The organism is Vibrio sp. Isolate22 (assembly GCF_022398115.1).
In the GTDB taxonomy this organism is placed as follows: Bacteria; Pseudomonadota; Gammaproteobacteria; order Enterobacterales; family Vibrionaceae; genus Vibrio.
Genome location: NZ_JAKEUW010000072.1, coordinates 1 through 20,408, shown reverse-complemented (window position 1 = coordinate 20,408; position 20,408 = coordinate 1). Strand labels below are relative to the sequence as shown.

The following is a 20,408-nucleotide window of genomic DNA, read 5'->3' as shown; positions in this document are numbered from 1 at the left end:
AACAACCAACTGGAAGCAATACAACCAATCACTCATTAACCGTGGTTCTCTGACCTTTTGGATTGATGAAGAAGCAATAAGCGGGTGGGCGCAAAGCAAACAGAATAAGCGYGGGAGGCCGCGTCGGTTCAGTGATTTAGCTATCACGACAGCACTCATGGTCAAACGAGTTTTTTCTATGCCATTGAGAGCGCTTCAAGGATTTATCGACTCGATATTTAGGCTAGCCCATGTACCGTTAAGTTGCCCRCATTACACCTGCATCAGTCGTAGAGCCAAGCAAGTTGAGGTTTCATTTAAGACTAAAACGAGAGGAGCGATACAGCACCTAGCCATTGATGCTACTGGCCTTAAGGTTTATGGCGAAGGTGAATGGAAAGTCAAAAAACACGGTACGGATGGCAAGCGTAGAGTCTGGCGAAAGCTTCATATTGCCGTCGATATCAACACTCATGAGATCGTTGCTGCCGAGCTAAGTTTATCGACGGTTACAGATGGAGAGGTACTCCCGAACTTACTGAAACAAACACGCCGAAGTATCCTTGAGGTGTCTGGTGATGGCGCTTACGACACGAGAGCGTGTAAGTATTGGAAAGAGCGGTATGGATACCACAAGCGTTCACTCTCAGAAACAGCGATGTATCGAGTTAAACAGTTGCTAGGAGGGAAACTGAGCTTAAGAAATTACAATGCCCAGGTGGGTGAAACTTACGCGATGATAAAAGCGTTGAACAAGCTTACTAGGTTAGGTATGCCTAAAACYTGTCGTATTGACTAAGAAATACGCGAAACGGGTTGGCTCTATATCTAAATTTAATTACGCAACAAAGCCCTATACTAGCTCCAACAAAACGAGAGAGCGGAAGCAATTAAGCTCGACTACGCTTAACGAGTTGAACTTAATTGCAAAGTTATCCGCTGTACTGACATATAAAGGAAGCATCCAATGACTATCGAAATCAAACCTGGTCAAACTCATATCCAATCTAAAGCAATGGTCGCTTGGAAAGCAGGTGAGCCGCTAAAGCGTGAAACGGTTGACGTTGAACTGCCAAAGGCTGGCGAAGTACTTGTTCGTATCGTTGCTACTGGTGTTTGTCACACTGACGCATTCACTCTTTCAGGTGACGATCCAGAAGGTATCTTCCCTTCTATCCTTGGTCACGAAGGTGGCGGTATCGTTGAAATGGTTGGCNAAAGGCTGGCGAAGTACTTGTTCGTATCGTTGCTACTGGTGTTTGTCACACTGACGCATTCACTCTTTCAGGTGACGATCCAGAAGGTATCTTCCCTTCTATCCTTGGTCACGAAGGTGGCGGTATCGTTGAAATGGTTGGCGAAGGCGTAACAAGCGTTGAAGTTGGCGACCACGTTATCCCACTTTACACAGCTGAGTGTGGCGAATGTAAATTCTGTAAGTCTGGCAAAACTAACCTTTGCCAAGCGGTTCGCGAAACTCAAGGTAAAGGCCTAATGCCAGATGGCACAAGCCGTTTCTCTATCAACGGTGAGCCAATTTTCCACTACATGGGTTGTTCTACTTTCTCTGAGTACACTGTACTTCCAGAAATTTCACTAGCGAAAGTAGCTAAAGAAGCACCTCTTGAGGAAGTTTGTCTTCTAGGTTGTGGCGTAACCACTGGTATGGGTGCGGTACTAAACACAGCTAAAGTTGAAAAAGGCGACACAGTTGCTGTATTCGGCCTAGGCGGTATCGGTCTTTCTGCAATCATCGGTGCTCGTATGGCTGGTGCAAGCAAAATCATCGGTGTTGATATCAATGAGAGCAAATTCGAGCTAGCGAAACAACTTGGCGCGACTGACTGCATCAACCCAATGAAATTCGACAAGCCAATCCAAGACGTTATCGTTGAGATGACAGACGGCGGTGTTGATTACTCATTCGAGTGTATCGGTAACGTAAACGTGATGCGTCAAGCTCTTGAATGTTGTCACAAAGGTTGGGGCGAATCTGTAATCATCGGTGTTGCAGGCGCAGGTCAAGAGATCTCAACTCGTCCATTCCAACTAGTAACAGGTCGTGTATGGCGTGGTTCTGCTTTCGGTGGTGTTAAAGGCCGCTCTGAGCTTCCAGAAATCGTAAACCGTTACATGGCGGGTGAGTTTGGTCTTCAAGAGTTCATTACTCACACAATGAGCCTTGACGAAGTAAACGACGCATTCGACCTAATGCACAAAGGTGAATCTATCCGTACTGTTTTACACATGGACAGATAATTCTCCTTGGTCTCGGCACTTAGGTGTCGAGACCACAGTTCTGACTTAAAAATCAGAGCGAAACTGTCTTCACCACCTCCTGCCCGGTGGGTGGTGAACCTCTAGCTTAAGCTATAGAAAATCAAATACATTAATTCCGAAACCATCAACCTAACGGAGCACAATCAATGACAATCGAAAACATTAGCCAAGCAAAGGTTGCTGGTGGTTGGCACAAACAATACACCCACTTTTCTGCAACGCTTGACTGCGATATGCGTTTCGCGATTTTCTTGCCACCAAATGCAAGCAAAGAAAACCCAGTTCCTGTTTTATATTGGTTATCAGGCCTAACCTGTACCGATGAAAACTTCATGCAAAAAGCTGGCGCATTTAAAGCTGCAGCTGAGCAAGGCATCGCTATTGTTGCACCAGATACAAGTCCACGTGGTGAGAACGTTGCTGACAATGAAAGCTACGACTTAGGCCAAGGTGCAGGCTTCTACGTGAATGCTACTCAAGCGCCATGGGACAGCCATTACCACATGTACGATTACGTGGTAACAGAGCTTCCAGCACTGATTGAGTCTTTCTTCCCTGTAACATCAGTGAAATCAATTTCTGGCCACAGCATGGGCGGACACGGTGCCCTTACGATTGGCATCAAGAACGAAGATAGCTACCGTTCTATCTCTGCATTCAGTCCAATCAGTAACCCAATGCAATGTCCTTGGGGCCAAAAAGCATTTAACCAATATCTAGGCTTAGATATTGAAGAGTGGAAACAGTACGACGCCTCTGAGCTTCTAAAAACGAAAGGCACTAAGCTGCCAATGTTGGTTGACCAAGGTGAAGCGGACAACTTCCTAATTGAACAACTGAAACCTGAACAGTTAGTTGAAGCCGCGAAAGTAAACAATGCCGATTTAGAGCTACGTATGCAGCCTGGTTACGACCACAGCTACTACTTCATCTCTAGCTTTATTGATGAGCACATTGAGTTCCACGCTGCTTACCTAAACAAGTAGTCACACCTATTTAGCCCGCACCTTGCAAAAGCGTGAGGTGCGGGCTTTTTTGTGCCTGCAATACGAGCTAATCCGCGATTAGCACCAATTACCACTTTCAAACACTCTTGCTATACCAACACAAACAATACAAAGATAAAGGTACGAATATGAGCTGGTTTTTCTTGATGATGGGCGTAATGGCTGAAGCACTTTCTCACGTTGCACTTAAAGCCACCGATGGATTTAGTTTGTCTAAACCGGTCCCGGCTTTACTGGTTATCTCAGGTCACCTGGCGGCATTTTTATTCTTAAGCCAAGCGATGAAAGAGATGCCGGTTGGTGTGGTGCACTCGTTATGGGCTGGATAGCAATTTTAACGGTGAGCTTAATCTCGAGCTTCGTATACAGCCAACACCTAGACACAAAAGTTTGGATTGGCATGGGGCTTGTTGCCGCAGGCGTCATGTTGATCAACCTATCACAAGGCCACGCGCACTAATTTGCCCAGGCGCTTTTAGATAGGAAGCGTCTGAAAGGTAAGTTATGAACAGTGCGTCAATTCGTTCAAATTTCCTAACAGAGTGGTGTCGCCTTCACTTATTCATACTCTTACAATCAACAAATCAAACCTGTTACCATAGCACCTTCAACATTACCTATTTTGAAGGTTGCTATGAAAGCAATTAAGACTCTTTTCTTCCTGATGGTTTTGGCTTGCGGCCTATTTACGGCTTGGTTATTTATTCCAATCCCCGCGACCATAGACAAGCAAACGCTCGATGTCCCACTGACGGAACCGTTCAAGCTTGTGGCGTACCGCAGTAATCCAAATGATGCGAGCAAGCCATTTACTTACCACTACTATGTGATTTCAGATGTAGTTGGCGTTGACGACATGGACCCGTTCCTAGTTACAACCGATCAGTTTGTGAAGCTTGGCGACTTTGATGAGAACACATTCAAGTTAACGGTCAACGGCAAGATAGAGAGCTACACCAACGATTTGTGGATTGAAAAATCTGACGGTAAGTTTCAACACTGGTATGTCAGCGTTGATGCGAACTACGTTCGTTAGATACGAACTCAAATAACGCCAACTTTAAAACTGCGCTCTGGTTTCCGAGCGCAGTTTTTGTTTGTTACCTACCGCTTTCCCCAGCAATCTCCATGTCACCGCCTTTTCGGGTGTCATAACCTCTACATCTGTTATAAGCTCGCTCTATAAACGGCTCTCAATAAATCAAAACAACAAAGGACCAACCGTGGAATTTACGCTCGACAAATTTAACGGCATCATCATCGACCCGCTGACTGCACCGAACGATACCGACTCATTCCACGCTGAGCTCAGCGAAATCACCGAGTTCTCAAAGCAAAATAACAAAGGCATTATCTGGATCAGTTTACCTATTTCACTGTCGCATCTTATCCCAGTAGCGACTGAACTCGGCTTTGTGTTCCATAACTGTCTAGAAGACGAGATTACGCTGATCCACAAATCCGAAATCGTCGAGTTTGTACCTTTCATCCCAACCCATACTTTGGGTGCTGGTGCGTTGATCACCAATGAGCATAACCAAGTGCTGATGATCAAAGAGCACGGTATGAAGGGCTACAAACTACCAGGTGGCCACATTGAACTTGGTGAGGGTATTGAAGAGTCTGTGGTTCGAGAGACAATGGAAGAGACGGGCATCGAAGCCAAGTTCGTTTCAGTTGTGGGCATGGCAACGCGCCATCCATATCAGTTTGGCAAATCGAACCTCTACTTTGTGTGCCACCTTATCGCTCAAACTCAAGAGATTGCGATTCAAGACACGGATGAAATTGCAGAAGCCAAATGGGTAGATGTAGAAGAGTTCATCAACAACACTGAGAACTACCCGTTCAACCGTCAGATGGTCGCTTCTTTGGTCGGCAAACAAGGTTTGGAACTGACTCAACTCGAAGGCAATTCAGGCCCAACTCATAAGCCAGAAATTTTCTTTTCGAAGCACTAACGCACAGTCGTCTCACAGATTACAAAACAAAAAAGCCAAGTGATTTGAAACTCACTTGGCTTTTATTTCGATTAAACCTTCATCATTAATGGTTTGGTAGATTGTTTAGAAAATCTTGAAAGCCAGCATCTCGAACACGCCCCAGCACTTTTCGTAATTCACGAATTAAGCACCCATCAGCCCAATCAACACGAATATCAATCGGCGCTTTAGTCAGGCTTTCTACTCGGAGTGATGCGGAAAAGGTTCCTCGCTTATCTCCTCCCGCTTGCAACGCGGCTTCCAAGGCTGTTATCAATATTTCTGGTAGCTCTGCTTCATAGTTATCTCTATAAACAGGCGAGCCATCTTCTAAGATTGAGCTCGGATTCTGCGTCGTTTGAGCGATAAAGCTGTCTGAAAAGGCCTGTAAAACCTTGTCACTTTCTAGCATGTTCCCAGCAACGGCAATCGTAGGATAAGCAATCGCGCCAACATAAGGGATGTTGTCATCCCCATGAATGAAAGCGCTGTCGCCATTTTTATCCATCACCATACATTGGCGCTTTGAATATTCGGCATCGCCCGCTTTTAAAGACTCGACAACCTGCTCAGCCGTCTTACCGAGAATAAATAACTCACGCGCTTTGTCTGCATACCAAGGGTTAGTAAATAACCCCTGAGTTGCACACGCCCCGACACCTCGCCAACTATGGTTTACATAACCTCCGACTGACACACCTCCTGTCGCAGAGATAGAAGCCGACAAGCCGGTATTTGGGTTAACGTGAATAAGTGAAATTGTCATAGATGTTCAACACCAAAAAAACTAGTAACCAATCATTTGTCCAATGAACAGCGCCACCCAACATAGGGCATAAACCACCAACATAAATGGCACAATCGCTTTCAACCACTGCTCGTAAGAGACTCGACCCAGCGCAAGCATCGCTAGCGTGCCGCCAGAGGTTGGTACAATAAGGTTTGTTAGGCCATCACCTACTTGGAATGCAGTAACCATCAGCTGGCGACTCATACCTGCTAAGTCAGCAACCGGGATCATGATCGGCATGGTCACCATCGCCTGACCAGAACCACCAGGAATGAATAAGTTGATGATGCCTTGAACCACACTCGCCACAATAGCCGCTAACGCGATTGGCATATCTTGAATCAATGAACTCAGTGCATTAACAATGGTATCGATAATTGACGCCTGGTTAAGGATCACTTGAATAGAGGCAGCAACACCGATTACCAACGCACCAGAGGTAACGCCCGACGCGCCTTCCATCATCTGCTTCACAATAGCGTTTGCACCCAAGCCGTTCACGATACCAATCGCAATCGCCATCAATAAGAAAAGACCCGCGATCTCGTTGATGTACCAACCATTCGCAAACACTCCGTAAAGCATGATACCTAAGCCAATAAGAAAAACGCCCAAGGTCATTTTGTCTTTCTTATTGAGTTGGTATTCAGAGATGTCTTTGCTCAGGCCACCAGCTGTTTCAGGCTCTTTGAACTCCATTTTAGTAACACGAGTACAAATGTAGTAAGACAGTAGTGCCAAAGAAGAAAGCACCATAACAGTACGTAACCAAGCACCAGAGAAGATTGGAAGCTCTGCGATACCTTGTGCAACACCAACCGTGTACGGGTTAATCGGTGACAGAGCAAAACCCACGCCGATACCACCTACTGCCATCACCGTGCCCACTAAGCTCGAGTATCCAACTGCCGCAGAAATCAGGACCGCAACTGGCACTAAGGCGATATTATTTTCAAAGCCAACCGCTACACCAAAGAAACCATAGATGAACGTGCCTATCGTAATGATTAGATTACGGTTTTTAATTCCAGCTTTGTTTACGGCAACACCGATGGCGTTTTCTAATGCGCCAGTGCGTTGCAAAATATGGAATAGACCGCCCGCGATAAACACAATAAACAAGTAAGGTGCTGCGCTAATCAATCCTTTAGGAATAGAGACGAAGATATCGAAGAAATGTACCGATGGGACACCTTCAATATAAGTAAATGAATCAGCAACAACCGTTGTTCTGCCATCAACAACAACGCGCTCAAACTCACCAGCCGGCACGATAAAAGTAAGAAGGTAAGTGGCTACCAGTATAAAAAAGATAAGAACCATCGGGTCTGGTACGTTTTTATACCACGCCCTCTTCTCTGCTGTTTCCATTTTCTCTGTCATATCCATAACCAAATCTCTCCTTAGTATAGGGAGCGCCTGAAAGCGGCGCTCTGTAGTATTTGTAGCAGGCGATAACCCGAACTTTGTTCAGATACCGTTAAAGACTGCTACCAAAATCTCGAATCGTTTATTTTTGCTCTGCTTTCATCAATAGACAGAAGTGGTTTAACACTTCGACTGCAGCAACCAAATCTTGTTGAAGAATGGCTTCGTCTGGGTGGTGGCTAATGCCATCAGTACAACGCATAAACAGCATGGCAATATCGGTAAGCTTACTCACCGCCAAGCCGTCATGACCTGCACCGCTGTATAGGTGTTTCGGTGTGATACCCGATAAACTTACCGCGTTACTTAAAACTGACGATAAGGAATCAGCACAGGTCACGGCTGATTGCTCATAAGTCTGTTCATGACGGTAAGCCAAGTTGTATTGATTCATCAGGCTATCGATATCTGCCAACATCTCTTCTCGCGCTTTAACACGAGAAGCGTCATTGGGTGAACGAAGCTCAATGGTAATGTCTGTTTGTTGAGGGATAACGTTGACGCCATTCGGATAGTTAGCAATTTTGCCCACAACACCGACTAGGTCTTCTTCTCGCTTACAAAGCTGATCAAACATGTGGATCACTTGAGCTGCACCTACCAAGGCATCTTGGCGTAAGTTCATCGGCACAGTGCCCGCGTGGCTTGCCTTACCAATGATCGACAAGGTATGGCGCTCAATACCAGTCATTGCCGTCACTACTCCTACAGGCAGGTTGGCTTGCTCTAACTGAGGACCTTGCTCAATGTGCAGTTCAACAAAACCAAGCACATTTTCTTTCTCATAAGCGTCTTCACTGATGAGGTCTGGATTACAACCAAAAGACACCAAAGCATCTCGCACGCTTACGCCATTTGCGTCTTCTGCTGTCAACATCGCAGGATCGAAGATACCTGAAATCGCTTTTGAGCCTAAAAGTGTCGATTGAAAGCGCGTGCCCTCTTCGTCACTAAAAGCAATCACGTCAATATGAAAAGGGAACTTTAACTGGTTATTGTGAAAGTAATTAACCAATGCAATTGGCAGTATTACGCCCAAGATCCCATCATATTTGCCCCCATTAGGCACAGTATCTTGGTGTGATCCAAAGATCAGTGTCTTAGCGTCTGGGTTAGTACTTGGGTAACGACCAATTAAGTTCGCCGCGTTGTCCATTCGAACTTCCATACCAGACATTGTCATCCAGTCATGCAGCTTTCGGTTTGCCTCTTCATGCTCTTTAGACGCACATAAACGCGTAACCCCTTCTTTATCGGGATCGGATGTTTGGCTGCATTGAGCAATAGACTCTAGCCATTCCCACGTTAAGCTGGCGGTTTCTTCGAATTTACCCATCTAAAATCATTCCATTCTGATCATGTACACCCAGGCAATTTATCATGATAAATGTCAAATAAAAGCTATTTATCATGATAAATAAATATTTTGTGACTAAGATTCGATCAATAATCGGAGTGTTTCATAGCTCAACACTCCGATTTTTCCGGGGTTTTTAGGGCAAGAAAACAGGTGACATTCAGAGGAATTCCGTCAGAATTCAATAGGTACGGATAACACCCCAGCGAGGATAATGTGGCAAAAAGCGCGAAGAGACGTAGAACACAAGAATTAGCAGAATCGATCAAGAACTGGATCGTCGAGCAAGCACTTCAGCCTGGGGATCGTTTACCTAACGAGCTTGAGGTTATGGAGAAGTTTGACGCTTCAAAAGGAACGGTTCGTGAAAGTATGCGAATCTTGGAAGCGCAAGGCATTTTGTCGACCAAAACCGGCCCGAATGGCGGTGTGTTCGTGAGTGAGATGAGCGAAAACAAAGCGCAATCACTCTTAAGTAACTACCTGTTTTTTAAGAACACTTCGATATCAGATTTATACCAAATGCGCTTGTCGCTTGAGCCCGAGATTGCGGCTTCCCTCGCGGGGAGACTAAGCGAATCGCAACTGCAGGGACTGAGCGACCAAATAGACAAGTATCAAACGCCACCGGAAGATATCTATCAAGAGCGCGAACACCACATCGCATCGCTAGAGTTCCACAGCTTACTGGCGAGCTATTCAGATAATGAGCTATTAAAGTTTGTGGTACGTTTTACCGCGCAAATGCTTACTGAGCTGACGATTTATCACAAGCTTTACGAACCAGGGAACCACAAACTCTGGCGTACTGGTGTGCAAAGCCAACGTGACCTTGTGCAAGCTCTAAGCAAAAGTGATGCGGTAAAAGCGAAACAAATCATGCAGCAGCATATGCTGACGGCGCACCAGCTTATGATTAAGCAAGAAGCGCAAATTGCTAACAGCTTTATCGCCGAAGAATAAGTCCGAGCACGTTCAACTGACCTAACACATCTCACACACTAAAAAACGCCAAGCTCATAAGAACTTGGCGTTTTACTTTTCACTTTACTTAGATTGTTTTCGCCAACTTGTTGCTAGTGAATACTTGATAGAAAGTTCTAGAGAACATCTATTTTAAAAGAAACCTAGTGGATTAGTATCGTAGCTGATCAGCAGGTTCTTAGTGTTTTGGTAGTGATCGAGCATCATCTTATGTGTCTCACGACCAATGCCTGATTTCTTGTAACCACCAAACGCAGCGTGTGCTGGGTAAGCGTGGTAGCAGTTCACCCAAATACGGCCCGCTTCAATGTTTCGACCCATGCGGTAAGCAAGATTGGCATCACGCGTCCATACACCTGCACCCAAACCATATTCGGTATCGTTGGCAATCTCTAGCGCTTCAGCTTCATCTTTGAAGGTAGTGACCGCGATAACAGGGCCAAAGATCTCTTCTTGGAAGACACGCATCTTGTTGTTGCCTGCCAGCATTGTTGGCTGGATGTAATAGCCGCTACCAAGATCGTCTGGCTGTTGCGCGATTTCACCACCAGTGAGAACTTTGGCACCCTCTTGGCGGCCAATCTCTAGGTAGCTAAGAATCTTATCAAACTGCTCTTGAGAGGCTTGTGCGCCAACCTGAGTGTCAGTGCCTAACGGGTTGCCTTGCTTGATGGTTTGAGCACGCTCGACCACTTTCGTAATGAACTTGTCGTAGACCGATTCATGAATCAGCACACGAGAAGGACAAGTACACACTTCACCTTGGTTAAAGAACGCCAGCAGCATACCTTCAACACACTTGTCTAGGTACTCATCTTCATGATCAAAGATGTCTGGAAAATAGATGTTCGGTGACTTACCACCCAGTTCTACCGTTGATGGAATCAAGCTTTCAGCCGCACATTTTAGAATATGATGACCGACCTCAGTTGAGCCTGTAAATGCTAACTTAGCAATGCGATCGCTCGTCGCTAGGGCTTGCCCCGCTTCACTACCGAAGCCATTAACAATATTAACCACGCCCGCAGGTAGAAGATCTGCAATCTTTTCCATCAATACTAAGATTGAAGTCGGCGTTTGCTCGGCAGGCTTCATCACCACACAGCAACCTGCCGCCAGTGCAGGTGCTAGTTTCCAAGCCGCCATTAGAATCGGGAAATTCCAAGGAATGATCTGACCGACTACGCCAATTGGCTCAGGGAAATGGTAGCTAGCGGTGTTTGAATCGAGCTCGGCTGCGCTGCCTTCTTGTGCTCGAATACAGCCTGCAAAGTAACGGAAGTGATCGACAACTAATGGAATGTCTGCGGCTAACGTTTCACGAACTGGTTTGCCATTTTCCCATGTTTCAGCAACTGCGATCTCTTCTAGGTTCGCTTCAATACGGTCAGCAATTTTAAGTAGGATGTTAGAACGTTCAGCAACACTGGTCGCCGCCCAACTTGCACGAGCTGCATGCGCCGCATCGAGCGCCAAGCTAATGTCTGCTTCAGTTGAGCGCGCCACTTGGCAATACACCTGACCATTCACTGGGGAAGTGTTATCAAAATACTCGCCGCTGACAGGCTTCACCCACTCACCCCCGATAAAGTTATCGTATTGAGCTTTAAAGTTCACCACTGCGTTGTCACTACCCGGCTGTGCGTAAATCATAGTTCGATCCTTCTTAGATGTGTTGTTCGTTATTAAGCGAAAGCTGTCTTATTTTTTGGCGACTTATCCTGAGAAAAGAACTCATAACAAGACGCCCATGTTTATTGTTTCTGTTTAAAACACTGATGCTTCGTGCTTTCTTCACAACAAGAACAACGCAAATCACACGCCATAACCTCAAAACTTGTTGTTAATAAATTGTAAAACTATGATTACCAAACATTTACAACCCAAAGTGAGTTGGCATTGAACGGCCGTATGGAAACCACTCCAGTGTTCAACTGTTCCAATTTGGTACACTCTCACTGTTACGACATGGAACAGTCATGCACCTTCAACAAGCAAACACATCAGATTGGCTTTCGTCTTCTTGGCACCGCTGCACAGAAGCGGGGCTAAAACAGAGACGTCTTCCCGAAGATATTCGCCTACCACAGTCGATTCTTAAGCAGAGACGTCATCAATCATCGAGCTTGATTCAAATCGTCGAGCACAATGCACTGCCTCTGTTCAACCAGATGTTTGCACGTACAGACAGTCGTTTGATCTTGACCGACATTGAAGGGGTGATTCTGGCTAGTTGGGGACAAGAGCGGTTTAAGGAAAAACTGACTTCGATTGCACTCAGCTCTGGTGCGTGTTGGCAGGAACAACTCAAAGGCACCAACGCCATCGGCACGGCGATTGTAGAAGCTAAACCCTTGACCATCATTGGTGAACAGCACTTCATCCACCAGCATCGATTTATCAGCTGTTCAGCGAGCCCAGTATTTGATCACCAAGGAAACATGGTTGGCGTATTGGACATTACCAGTGAGCAGCAACAACACGACAGTTCGGTACAGCTGCTCGTTCAAAACATGGTTCAGCTTATTGAGAATCAGCTATTGAGTCATATCCCACAAGGCACGACTCGTATTGATCTTGCGTGCGATAAATCGCTACTTCACAGTGGTTGGCAAGGGATTGTAATAGCCAATGAAGCTGGAGAGGTGGTCGCGCACAATCAGGTCGCCTCTCAACTTTTGGATCAAATCTCGATCGTCGGTGAGCGTATCGATACCCTCTTCAGCCGAACTTCAATAGATGCATCCTTTGTGTTTGAAAAACAGCATCTAAAACGTCCAACAGCCAAACGCACACGCTCTATTTCCGCATCGTGTGATTTACACCATGGTGAACAACAGATAGAACACGCTTGGCAGCAGGCCAATAAGGTTATCGACAAAGGCATTAGCCTATTAATCCTTGGTGAAACAGGTGTCGGCAAGGGTGAGTTTGTTAAGGCGTTACACAAGCAAAGCCAGCGTAAATCATCGCCCCTAGTCGCGGTAAATTGTGGCGCGCTACCTAAAGATCTTATCGAATCTGAACTGTTTGGTTACGCGCCGGGCGCCTTTACGGGAGCAAGCCACAAAGGATTCCAAGGTAAGATCCGTCAAGCAGACAAAGGGATCTTATTCTTGGATGAAATAGCTGATATGCCGCTAGAGGCTCAATGCCGACTACTGCATGTTCTGCAAGACAAATCCGTGGTGCCAGTTGGTTCCAATCAAAGCTATCAAGTCGATTGCCAGATCATCGCTGCCACTCACAAAAACCTCGAGCAGTTAGTCGCAACCGGTGAGTTTAGGCAAGACCTGTATTACAGACTCAATGGCTTGGCCTTTACCTTGCCAAGCTTGCAGCAGCGACAAGATAAGCATGCCTTAATCGAACACATTCACAGTAAATACGCCGAAGCTGAGCAGTCTATTTGCCCGCACCTAATGAGTTTATTGTGCGCCTATTCTTGGCCGGGCAACATCCGTGAACTAGACAACTTACTCAAAGTCGCCACTTTACTGGCAAGTGACGAATCACAACTCACACTCGAGCACATACCGAGCCATCTTGCTCAACACCTCACCTCTTTAGCTCAAGATAACCATCATCAGGTTACTGCTTATCGTATCATCGAAGGTAAGCCAAATGCTGATTTAAGAAGCACCGTTGAAGAAACCTTGTTGCAAACCTATCAAGCCAACCAAGGCAACATCAGCAAAACTTCACGCATACTTGGCATCAGCCGTAACACGATTTATCGAAAACTAAAAAGCTTAGGTATTCTCCAATAATAAATACAGACGCCCATGGCAGACCCTTTCATTATCGAAAATAAAATTCACTTCCAGTGAGACATTTTGCCCTCTGACTCGTAATGCTCCAAAACGAAAGAGGGCTCAGATGCAAACAATCAACGTAGTGTGGCTAAAGCGCGATTTAAGGCTCAGCGACCACGCACCTTTACAACACGCTTTATCAGATCAACACCCAACGATATTGCTCTACATTTTCGAACCCATGCTGCTAAACAATGCCCACTACTCTGAGCGACATTGGCGGTTTGTTTGGCAATCACTGCAATGCATGAACCAGTCGCTGAAAGAGTATGGACATCAGGTCTCAATACTTAATGGCAGTGCGGTGGACTGCTTCAAAGCAATCCAATCTCGTTACCACATAAAAAATATCTTCTCTCATCAAGAAATAGGATTAAATTGCACCTTTGAGCGCGACATACAACTCTCTGCTTGGTTTACAGAGCACAACATCCCATGGCAAGAGTCCGCACAGGGTGCTGTCGTGAGAGGATCTAAAGACAGAATCGGTTGGGACAAGCATTGGAACAGTGTCATGCGCGCCCCCATAGAAGAAAGCCAGTTAACGACAGAATCTCTGCATACCCTAGATGCTGAAGAGCTTGAACTCGCTATGGAACCTCCACAAGCATGGTTAACCAAAGTTAACGGCATACAAACGGGCGGAAGTGCACTGGCATGGGCAACGTTACACGACTTCTTTGATCGCCGTGGTCGCGATTACTACCGCAGCATCTCAAGTCCAGAAGCCTCGCGACATGCCTGTACACGTCTATCTCCATATTTAGCTTGGGGCAACATATCGCTGCGTGAGGTTTATCAACACCTATTGGGGCACTGGCAAGTCGCAGGGTTTCGTCGCAGCTTGATTGCGCTCTCTTCAAGGCTCCACTGGCATTGTCATTTCATGCAGAAGTTTGAATCGGAATGCGCGATGGAATATCGCTGTATCAATCACGCCTATGACGCACTCTTACAAAAAGAAACGGTAAAAGATCCGACACATCTTCAGGCATGGAAGATTGGGATGACAGGCGTGCCATTAGTCGATGCCTGTATGCGCTGCCTGCATCATACGGGGTACATTAATTTCCGCATGCGCTCAATGCTGGTGAGCTTTCTCACTCACCATATGAACATGGACTGGCGTGATGGTGTCACACACTTGGCGCAACTGTTCCTCGATTTTGAACCCGGCATTCATTACCCACAGTTTCAAATGCAAGCCGGGGTAACAGGCATTAACACCATCCGAATTTACAACCCAACAAAACAAGCCCAAGAGCACGACTCTGATGGGGACTTCATCCGTAAATGGGTACCAGAGCTCTCGGATATACCCACTCCACTTCTGTTTGAGCCTTGGAAGATGACGCCAATGGAAATAATGATGCACGAGCTTGAACCAGATTCTCCTTACCTTAATCCAGTCGTCGATCTCGAAGTTAGCGCCAAGGAAGCACGCGTGCGTTTATGGTCATGGAGAAAGCTGACGGAAGTAAAACAAGAACGAAGTCGTATTTTGTCACGTCACGTTAGGCCACCGAAGAAACAAAGCAAAACAACACGGGCAAGCTAATACAACGCATTCCCTCTTCAAATTACTTATAAAAAGAGTGGTAACTCATTGGGTTAAATAAAATTAATTGTGACCTCCGTCATATAATGAGTAATAGACTCGCGGTCACAAACTAGATGGAAAAAATAGCGGTCTTCCTAAAACATCAAACTTTCCTAACTATCATTAAAACTAATAAATACAGAAAGTTAGCGATCGCTAAATGATGATTTTCATCTTCCTCTAAGCGTTGCGATCAAAGCCAAAACTGCGCACTATGCAATCTTGTTTATATTTTTAATCTCTCTATTCTTTTTGTGTTCATTTTTTTGCATTTTCCGTTCACTTATCTTGTTTAAAATCTCTGCAAACTACCACTATTTAGCTAGAGAGATCATATGTTTAACAGTATACGAACGCGAATTGCGGTAAGTGCAGGCGGGGCGATGGCTTTCACCCTGTTGATCGCAATGGGCATGACCACTAGCGCTTTTACTGATGTGAACAAACAAGTCACAGAGAAAGTAAAACTACAGTTAACCGATGCTACGACAACCGATTTACAAAATACGGCACTTCAGCAAGGGTTAAACATTTCTAACCAACTTAACCCGGTACTAGCCAACTTAACGCAAGCACGTTCAATCCTTGAGTTGAGTTCAGAAACGGACGCAAGCGCAGACCTTATCGTTAAACAGTTTACTGCCGCGCTAGAAGCACAAAACAAAGCCGTATTTGCCGGCTACATGGTCTGGGAAAACAAGACTTGGCCACAACAAACCGATCTCAATGGCGAGATCAGCTTGGACAGCGAATTAGGCTTTAATAGTCAGGGCTATCTTGCCCCTTTCTTCTCTCCCAATGACCAAAACAGCTTTGACGCGGTCGCAATGGAGAGCTTCAGCAATACTGAACTGAACAGCAATGGCGAACGCAAAGACGACTGGCACTTAATGCCTTACCAAACCGGTAAAACGTTCGTAATGGAACCTTACTTCTATCCGGTTCGTGGTAAGCAAGAACTCATTACGACCATCAGCCAGCCGATCAAACAGAACGGTAAGATCATCGGCTCACTTGGCTTCGATTTATCACTTCATGAACTGCAAAGCCAGAGTGAAGGTCTTGCTCGTCACCTATTCGACGGACAAGGTAGAATCCTCATCACTTCATGGAAAGGCATTACCCTAGCCAACAGCAGTGCTGGAAACATGGTGGGTAAGAAAGTCTCACCAGCGCTAGAAAAAGAGTGGTCGCGTGTTCAGTCTATCGCTAAACAGTCTGGGGCTGGGTTGGTGACGTTTGGTGGTGAGGAGTACGCCATAACGGCTATCGAGACTAGCGATGCACCGTGGGTAGTCATGGTGTCGGTTCCCAGTAGTCACCTTGCAAAAAGTGTCGACGAGTACACCCAGTGGAGTGATGAACAGAATTCGAAAGCGCTTGAAAAAGGTGTGTGGGCGGGGATCGTCGCCGTTCTTCTAGGCATCATATCGATGGCATTGATCGCCAACTCTCTGGGCAAAGTTCTCAATAACTTGGTCGAGCGATTCAAAGATGCCGCACAAGGCGAAGGCGATTTAACCTACCGCATCGAAGTAAAAGGGAAAGATGAGACCGCACAACTGGCTCACTGGTTTAATACCTTCCTATCTCGTATACAAGAGATGCTACTTACTGTCATGGCGACAGCAGACCAAGTCGATAAAAACGCGACTGAAGGCCAAGCGCGTGCAGAGGTATCTCGTGACCAGTTGAACGCTCAAGTAAACGAAGTGAACTCACTGGCTACTGCAATCAATGAGATGAGTGCAACTGCGCAAGAAGTGGCGAACTCAGCCGTGCAAGCTGCTGCTGCTGCGAGCCAAGTACAGAGTAATAGCCTTAACGGCATGACACGCATGGACAATGCTGCCAGCGCGGTAGATAGCTTAGCGGTTCAAGTGAATGATGCGCAGCAACAAACGCAAAACTTGGTCGATTCGAGCACTGCGATTCAAGGCATTTTGAGTGAGATTGGTGGTATTGCAGAACAAACTAACTTGCTTGCACTGAATGCTGCTATTGAAGCAGCCCGCGCAGGCGAAGCAGGACGAGGCTTTGCCGTGGTAGCTGATGAAGTACGTAACCTAGCAAACCGTACTCAAGGCTCAACCGAAGAGATCCGCTCAATGCTAGCGCGCTTAGAGCAAGAGACCCAATCTATCGTGGTCTTAATGGAGCAAAGCCAAAAGCAAGCGAACGATACCAAAGGAGAAACTCAAGCCGCTCATTTAGCGCTGTCTGAGATTAACCAAGCCATTGAAGTCATCAACGACATGAACAATCAAATCGCTTCCGCCGCTGAAGAGCAAAGTTCAGTATCTGAAGAGATTAACCGTAATGTCGTCATCATTAACGACACCGCCGTGGAAGTGATGGACACCATGACATCGTCGGTAGAAATCAGTAATGAGCTGACAGTAAAAGCCGGAGATTTACACGGGGAGTTGAGTAAATTTAAGCTCTCTTAATTCGCCCTCTCTTCCATAAAAACAAGGCCGAGAAACGCAATGTTCTCGGCCTTTCTATTTATTGACTGCTCTCAGCATCAATGCCTCTCACCGAGCAACAAATCTTAATTGGAATCTAACTCAATCAGTTGGTTGAGCACCTCTTTGTCCAACACCGGATGATGCTTACTCGCGAGCAACAGTACGATGTCTACCGCAGGTAACGGCGGCATATCATCGAGAATCTTCAAATCAGGTGTGACACTGAGCTTGCCCATCGCACCAATTGCCAACCCAGCTTTGACGATTGCACGCTGCGCTGAAGCCGTATTACTACACGCCAAAAGCTGATATGGCGTGTCTTGTTTGGTTAAACCATTCACTGCCGCAGCATGGTATTTACAATCCGTCTGGAACAGGGCGAGCGGGACAGGTTTAGAATCATCAAACACAAAATCAGGGCTGCTTATCCAAACGCCCACATCATTGGTTAACCAATATCCCTCTTCGCTATCGGGAGCACGAGTGACAATCGCAGCATCAAGCCTACCATCATCAAGCCACTCTCTAAGCGTAATGCTCGGCAAGCTAAAGACTTGAATGGAACACGTAGGTTCTGCGTTTTGCAACAGCTTAATCACTTTCGGCAAGATGCTATCGTTATAGTCTTCAGGGCAACCTAATCTCAGTGGCTGTTTGTCCTCATAACGTTTTACTTGTTTCAACGCCGTATTGTGGAGTGCGACGAGTTGCTCCGCATGAGAACGCAATGCCAAGCCCGCCTCAGTCAAAACTAGGTTACGTCCTTCTTTTTGAAACAGAGTGACGTTAAGTTCTTCCTCTAACTTGCGCATCTGAGCACTAAAGGCTGATTGGGTGCGATTAATCTGCTTTGCAGCGCGTGTGAAACTGCTGGTCTCCACAAACGCGAGAAAGCCTCGCAACGCATCAATATCCATATTGAAATCACCACCCATCGTTTTTATTAATGTATTGCATCAAAATTATCCGTTAGTGCGCCGTAATACAATCCCTTAAGCTCAAATGCATACTCACCAAACGCAAGGAAGCATTTATGCAGCTTTATATCGCTAATCAGAACTACTCCACTTGGTCACTGCGCGCATGGCTAATATTCGATCACTACAACCTCAACGCAGACGTCATCAAACTTAAGCTGTTCACACCAGATTTCTACGACACGTTAGCGAAAGTGACACCAACTGCAAAAGTGCCGACTCTGGTTGATGGTGACGTTGCAGTGTGGGATTCACTCGCCATTCTCGAATACGTTAATGATGCCTACCTAAACGGTGCGGCATGGCCAACTTCCGTTGCTGAACGCGCCTTGGCCCGAGCTATCTCGGCAGAAATGCATTCTGGTTTTTTCAACATCAGAAACGAATTACCAATGAATTGCCGAGCCAAGAGAAAGCTGGTTTTGAGTGAGGGTGCCCAGAAAGATATCGCCCGCATCGATGCGATTTGGTCTGAGCAAATGGAGCGATACCCTGAAGGCTGGCTATTTGGAGAATGGTCGATTGCCGATGCGATGTTTGCACCTGTAGCACTGCGAGTCGAAACCTACGGCATCCAGCTTTCGGATAAAGCCCAACAGTATCAACAACGTGTGTTGAATAGTCCGTCGATAAAGAAATGGTTAGCAGAGGCGAGTTTAGAAAAAGATATCGTTGAAGAAGACGAGGCTGGAGAACCTGTTTAATTTGGAGCGAATGAGTCTCGAATAATTTCGAGACTCATTGTTTTCATAAGGGAAGACGATTTACGAACTCGCTATTCAGCAGTTGCGCTCTCTTCATGAATGTTCGCTTCAAATTCCAATATGTCACCCGGTTGGCAGTCTAACACTTCACACAACTTGTCTAGTGTCGATAACCTTACCGCTTTGGCCTTGCCATTCTTTAGCACCGACAAGTTGGCTTCAGTAATCCCAACCTCTTTTGCCAATGTCTTTAATCGCATTTTTCGCTTGGCCATCATAATGTCTAAATTAATGCGGATAGTCATGACAAGTCCTTTAAATCGTTTGGCTGTGCTCATCAGCCAGAATATAACCTTCTTTCATCACCCATGAGATGATCAAAATAATTATACCTAATATAAGTGTCAAAAAGTCCATCCCCACAAAACTAATCGCAAAGATACGCTCACCTGGTGGATTATTGAACGACAAAATCACTGACATCAATGAACCATAGATAACCGATCCGAATACCCAATAGAACAAGCTATACCCGAGCTTCTGGTAAGACATTGCATTTTCTAGTGAGAAGATCTCGCCTCGCTCATAGTTGCGGAATAAACGTATCAGAACTACTAGTGCGTATATCAGAATGCTAGACATCGCTAAGCTTGTGAACGCCGCAACCATTCTTGTTGTCATAGTAAGCGGCAACATCGTGTAACTCCCGATGTCATAAGTGAGGTAAAAAATACCAGTCGAACTTATAAAGTCATAAGGAGTCTCAACGGTTAACCAGAAGTAGCATGATCTGCTCCAGCCAGACTGGACACTTCATTAAGCGACATTTTGTTGTTCAAAGTTAACTGGGCTTAGATACCCAAGAGCACTGTGCCTTCTCGTTCGATTATAATCAACCTCTATGTACTCGAAGATCGTTTGGCGCATCTGCTCTCTCGTCATAATCGGCTCATATTGGATCGCTTCCACTTTCATAGAATGGAAGAAACTCTCAACACAAGCATTGTCCCAGCAGTTTCCTTTCCTACTCATAC

General features: G+C 45.9%; 16 protein-coding genes and 4 pseudogenes. 12 read left to right on the top strand and 8 right to left on the bottom strand.

The features are described 5' to 3' along the window. The 7 genes and pseudogenes from L1D55_RS24230 to L1D55_RS24200 form a co-directional block, all read left to right on the top strand. On the top strand, positions 1 to 778 hold a 778-nt coding region (locus L1D55_RS24230; RefSeq protein WP_239919170.1), incomplete at its 5' end, for an IS5 family transposase. A gap of 168 nt (positions 779 to 946) precedes the next feature. Then, positions 947 to 1,195 (top strand): annotated as a pseudogene (locus L1D55_RS24225) (alcohol dehydrogenase catalytic domain-containing protein); the annotation flags it as partial. 2 nt (positions 1,196 to 1,197) lie between these two features. After that, positions 1,198 to 2,238, top strand: a pseudogene (locus L1D55_RS24220) (S-(hydroxymethyl)glutathione dehydrogenase/class III alcohol dehydrogenase); the annotation flags it as partial. Between the two features lie 167 nt (positions 2,239 to 2,405). Beyond that, positions 2,406 to 3,245, top strand: a complete 840-nt coding sequence (gene fghA / locus L1D55_RS24215) for an S-formylglutathione hydrolase (protein ID WP_004737545.1) — start codon at positions 2,406 to 2,408, stop codon at positions 3,243 to 3,245. A 149-nt stretch (positions 3,246 to 3,394) separates the two neighbouring features. After that, positions 3,395 to 3,726, top strand: a pseudogene (locus L1D55_RS24210) (multidrug efflux SMR transporter). Between the two features lie 174 nt (positions 3,727 to 3,900). Beyond that, positions 3,901 to 4,302: a hypothetical protein gene (locus L1D55_RS24205; protein WP_171367453.1), complete on the top strand. Its 402-nt coding sequence runs from the start codon at positions 3,901 to 3,903 to the stop codon at positions 4,300 to 4,302. A 187-nt stretch (positions 4,303 to 4,489) separates the two neighbouring features. Continuing rightward, positions 4,490 to 5,227, top strand: coding sequence for an NUDIX domain-containing protein (locus L1D55_RS24200; protein WP_239919169.1), 738 nt, complete (start codon positions 4,490 to 4,492; stop codon positions 5,225 to 5,227). A gap of 85 nt (positions 5,228 to 5,312) precedes the next feature. Here L1D55_RS24200 and L1D55_RS24195 read toward each other — a convergent pair whose 3' ends face one another. The 3 genes from L1D55_RS24195 to L1D55_RS24185 form a co-directional block, all read right to left on the bottom strand. After that, a complete protein-coding gene (locus L1D55_RS24195) occupies positions 5,313 to 6,014 on the bottom strand; it encodes a DUF1028 domain-containing protein (protein ID WP_239919168.1) in 702 nt (233 codons plus the stop codon). A 21-nt stretch (positions 6,015 to 6,035) separates the two neighbouring features. After that, entirely contained in the window at positions 6,036 to 7,427 is a 1,392-nt protein-coding gene (locus tag L1D55_RS24190) for a Na+/H+ antiporter NhaC family protein (protein WP_239919167.1), read from the bottom strand. A 121-nt stretch (positions 7,428 to 7,548) separates the two neighbouring features. After that, positions 7,549 to 8,802, bottom strand: coding sequence for an allantoate amidohydrolase (locus L1D55_RS24185; RefSeq protein ID WP_239919166.1), 1,254 nt, complete (start codon positions 8,800 to 8,802; stop codon positions 7,549 to 7,551). A 237-nt stretch (positions 8,803 to 9,039) separates the two neighbouring features. On the opposite strand from L1D55_RS24185, the gene L1D55_RS27735 reads away from it, so the two are divergent. Then, positions 9,040 to 9,786, top strand: a complete 747-nt coding sequence (locus L1D55_RS27735; RefSeq protein ID WP_239919165.1) for an FCD domain-containing protein — start codon at positions 9,040 to 9,042, stop codon at positions 9,784 to 9,786. Between the two features lie 153 nt (positions 9,787 to 9,939). On the opposite strand, the gene L1D55_RS24175 is transcribed toward L1D55_RS27735, so the two are convergent. Then, positions 9,940 to 11,460: an aldehyde dehydrogenase family protein gene (locus tag L1D55_RS24175; RefSeq protein WP_239919164.1), complete on the bottom strand. Its 1,521-nt coding sequence runs from the start codon at positions 11,458 to 11,460 to the stop codon at positions 9,940 to 9,942. A gap of 326 nt (positions 11,461 to 11,786) precedes the next feature. On the opposite strand from L1D55_RS24175, the gene L1D55_RS24170 reads away from it, so the two are divergent. The 3 genes from L1D55_RS24170 (at position 11,787) to L1D55_RS24160 (ending at position 17,672) form a co-directional block, all read left to right on the top strand. Then, positions 11,787 to 13,577, top strand: a complete 1,791-nt coding sequence (locus L1D55_RS24170; RefSeq protein WP_239919163.1) for a sigma-54-dependent Fis family transcriptional regulator — start codon at positions 11,787 to 11,789, stop codon at positions 13,575 to 13,577. A gap of 109 nt (positions 13,578 to 13,686) precedes the next feature. Further along, entirely contained in the window at positions 13,687 to 15,180 is a 1,494-nt protein-coding gene (locus tag L1D55_RS24165) for a deoxyribodipyrimidine photo-lyase (protein WP_239919162.1), read from the top strand. Positions 15,181 to 15,557: 377 nt separating this feature from the next. Then, complete coding sequence (locus tag L1D55_RS24160) at positions 15,558 to 17,672, top strand: methyl-accepting chemotaxis protein (protein ID WP_239919161.1); 2,115 nt, start codon at positions 15,558 to 15,560, stop codon at positions 17,670 to 17,672. Positions 17,673 to 17,776: 104 nt separating this feature from the next. Here the strand turns inward: L1D55_RS24160 and L1D55_RS24155 are convergent, their stop codons facing one another. Then, on the bottom strand, positions 17,777 to 18,628 hold the full coding sequence (locus tag L1D55_RS24155) for a LysR family transcriptional regulator (protein ID WP_061033051.1): 852 nt from the start codon (positions 18,626 to 18,628) through the stop codon (positions 17,777 to 17,779). A 98-nt stretch (positions 18,629 to 18,726) separates the two neighbouring features. Here L1D55_RS24155 and L1D55_RS24150 point away from each other — a divergent pair, with 98 nt between their 5' ends. Continuing rightward, positions 18,727 to 19,374 carry a glutathione S-transferase family protein gene (locus tag L1D55_RS24150; protein ID WP_239919160.1) on the top strand — a complete coding sequence of 216 codons (648 nt, stop codon included), beginning with the start codon at positions 18,727 to 18,729 and terminating at the stop codon, positions 19,372 to 19,374. Between the two features lie 71 nt (positions 19,375 to 19,445). On the opposite strand, the gene L1D55_RS24145 is transcribed toward L1D55_RS24150, so the two are convergent. The 3 genes and pseudogenes from L1D55_RS24145 to L1D55_RS24135 all read right to left on the bottom strand — a co-directional run. Beyond that, positions 19,446 to 19,679: a helix-turn-helix transcriptional regulator gene (locus L1D55_RS24145; RefSeq protein ID WP_128163485.1), complete on the bottom strand. Its 234-nt coding sequence runs from the start codon at positions 19,677 to 19,679 to the stop codon at positions 19,446 to 19,448. A gap of 10 nt (positions 19,680 to 19,689) precedes the next feature. Continuing rightward, positions 19,690 to 20,160: pseudogene (locus L1D55_RS24140) on the bottom strand (DUF2975 domain-containing protein); the annotation flags it as partial. 30 nt (positions 20,161 to 20,190) lie between these two features. Beyond that, positions 20,191 to 20,408: IS3 family transposase (locus L1D55_RS24135; protein ID WP_239915817.1), on the bottom strand; the 218-nt coding region annotated here is incomplete at its 5' end.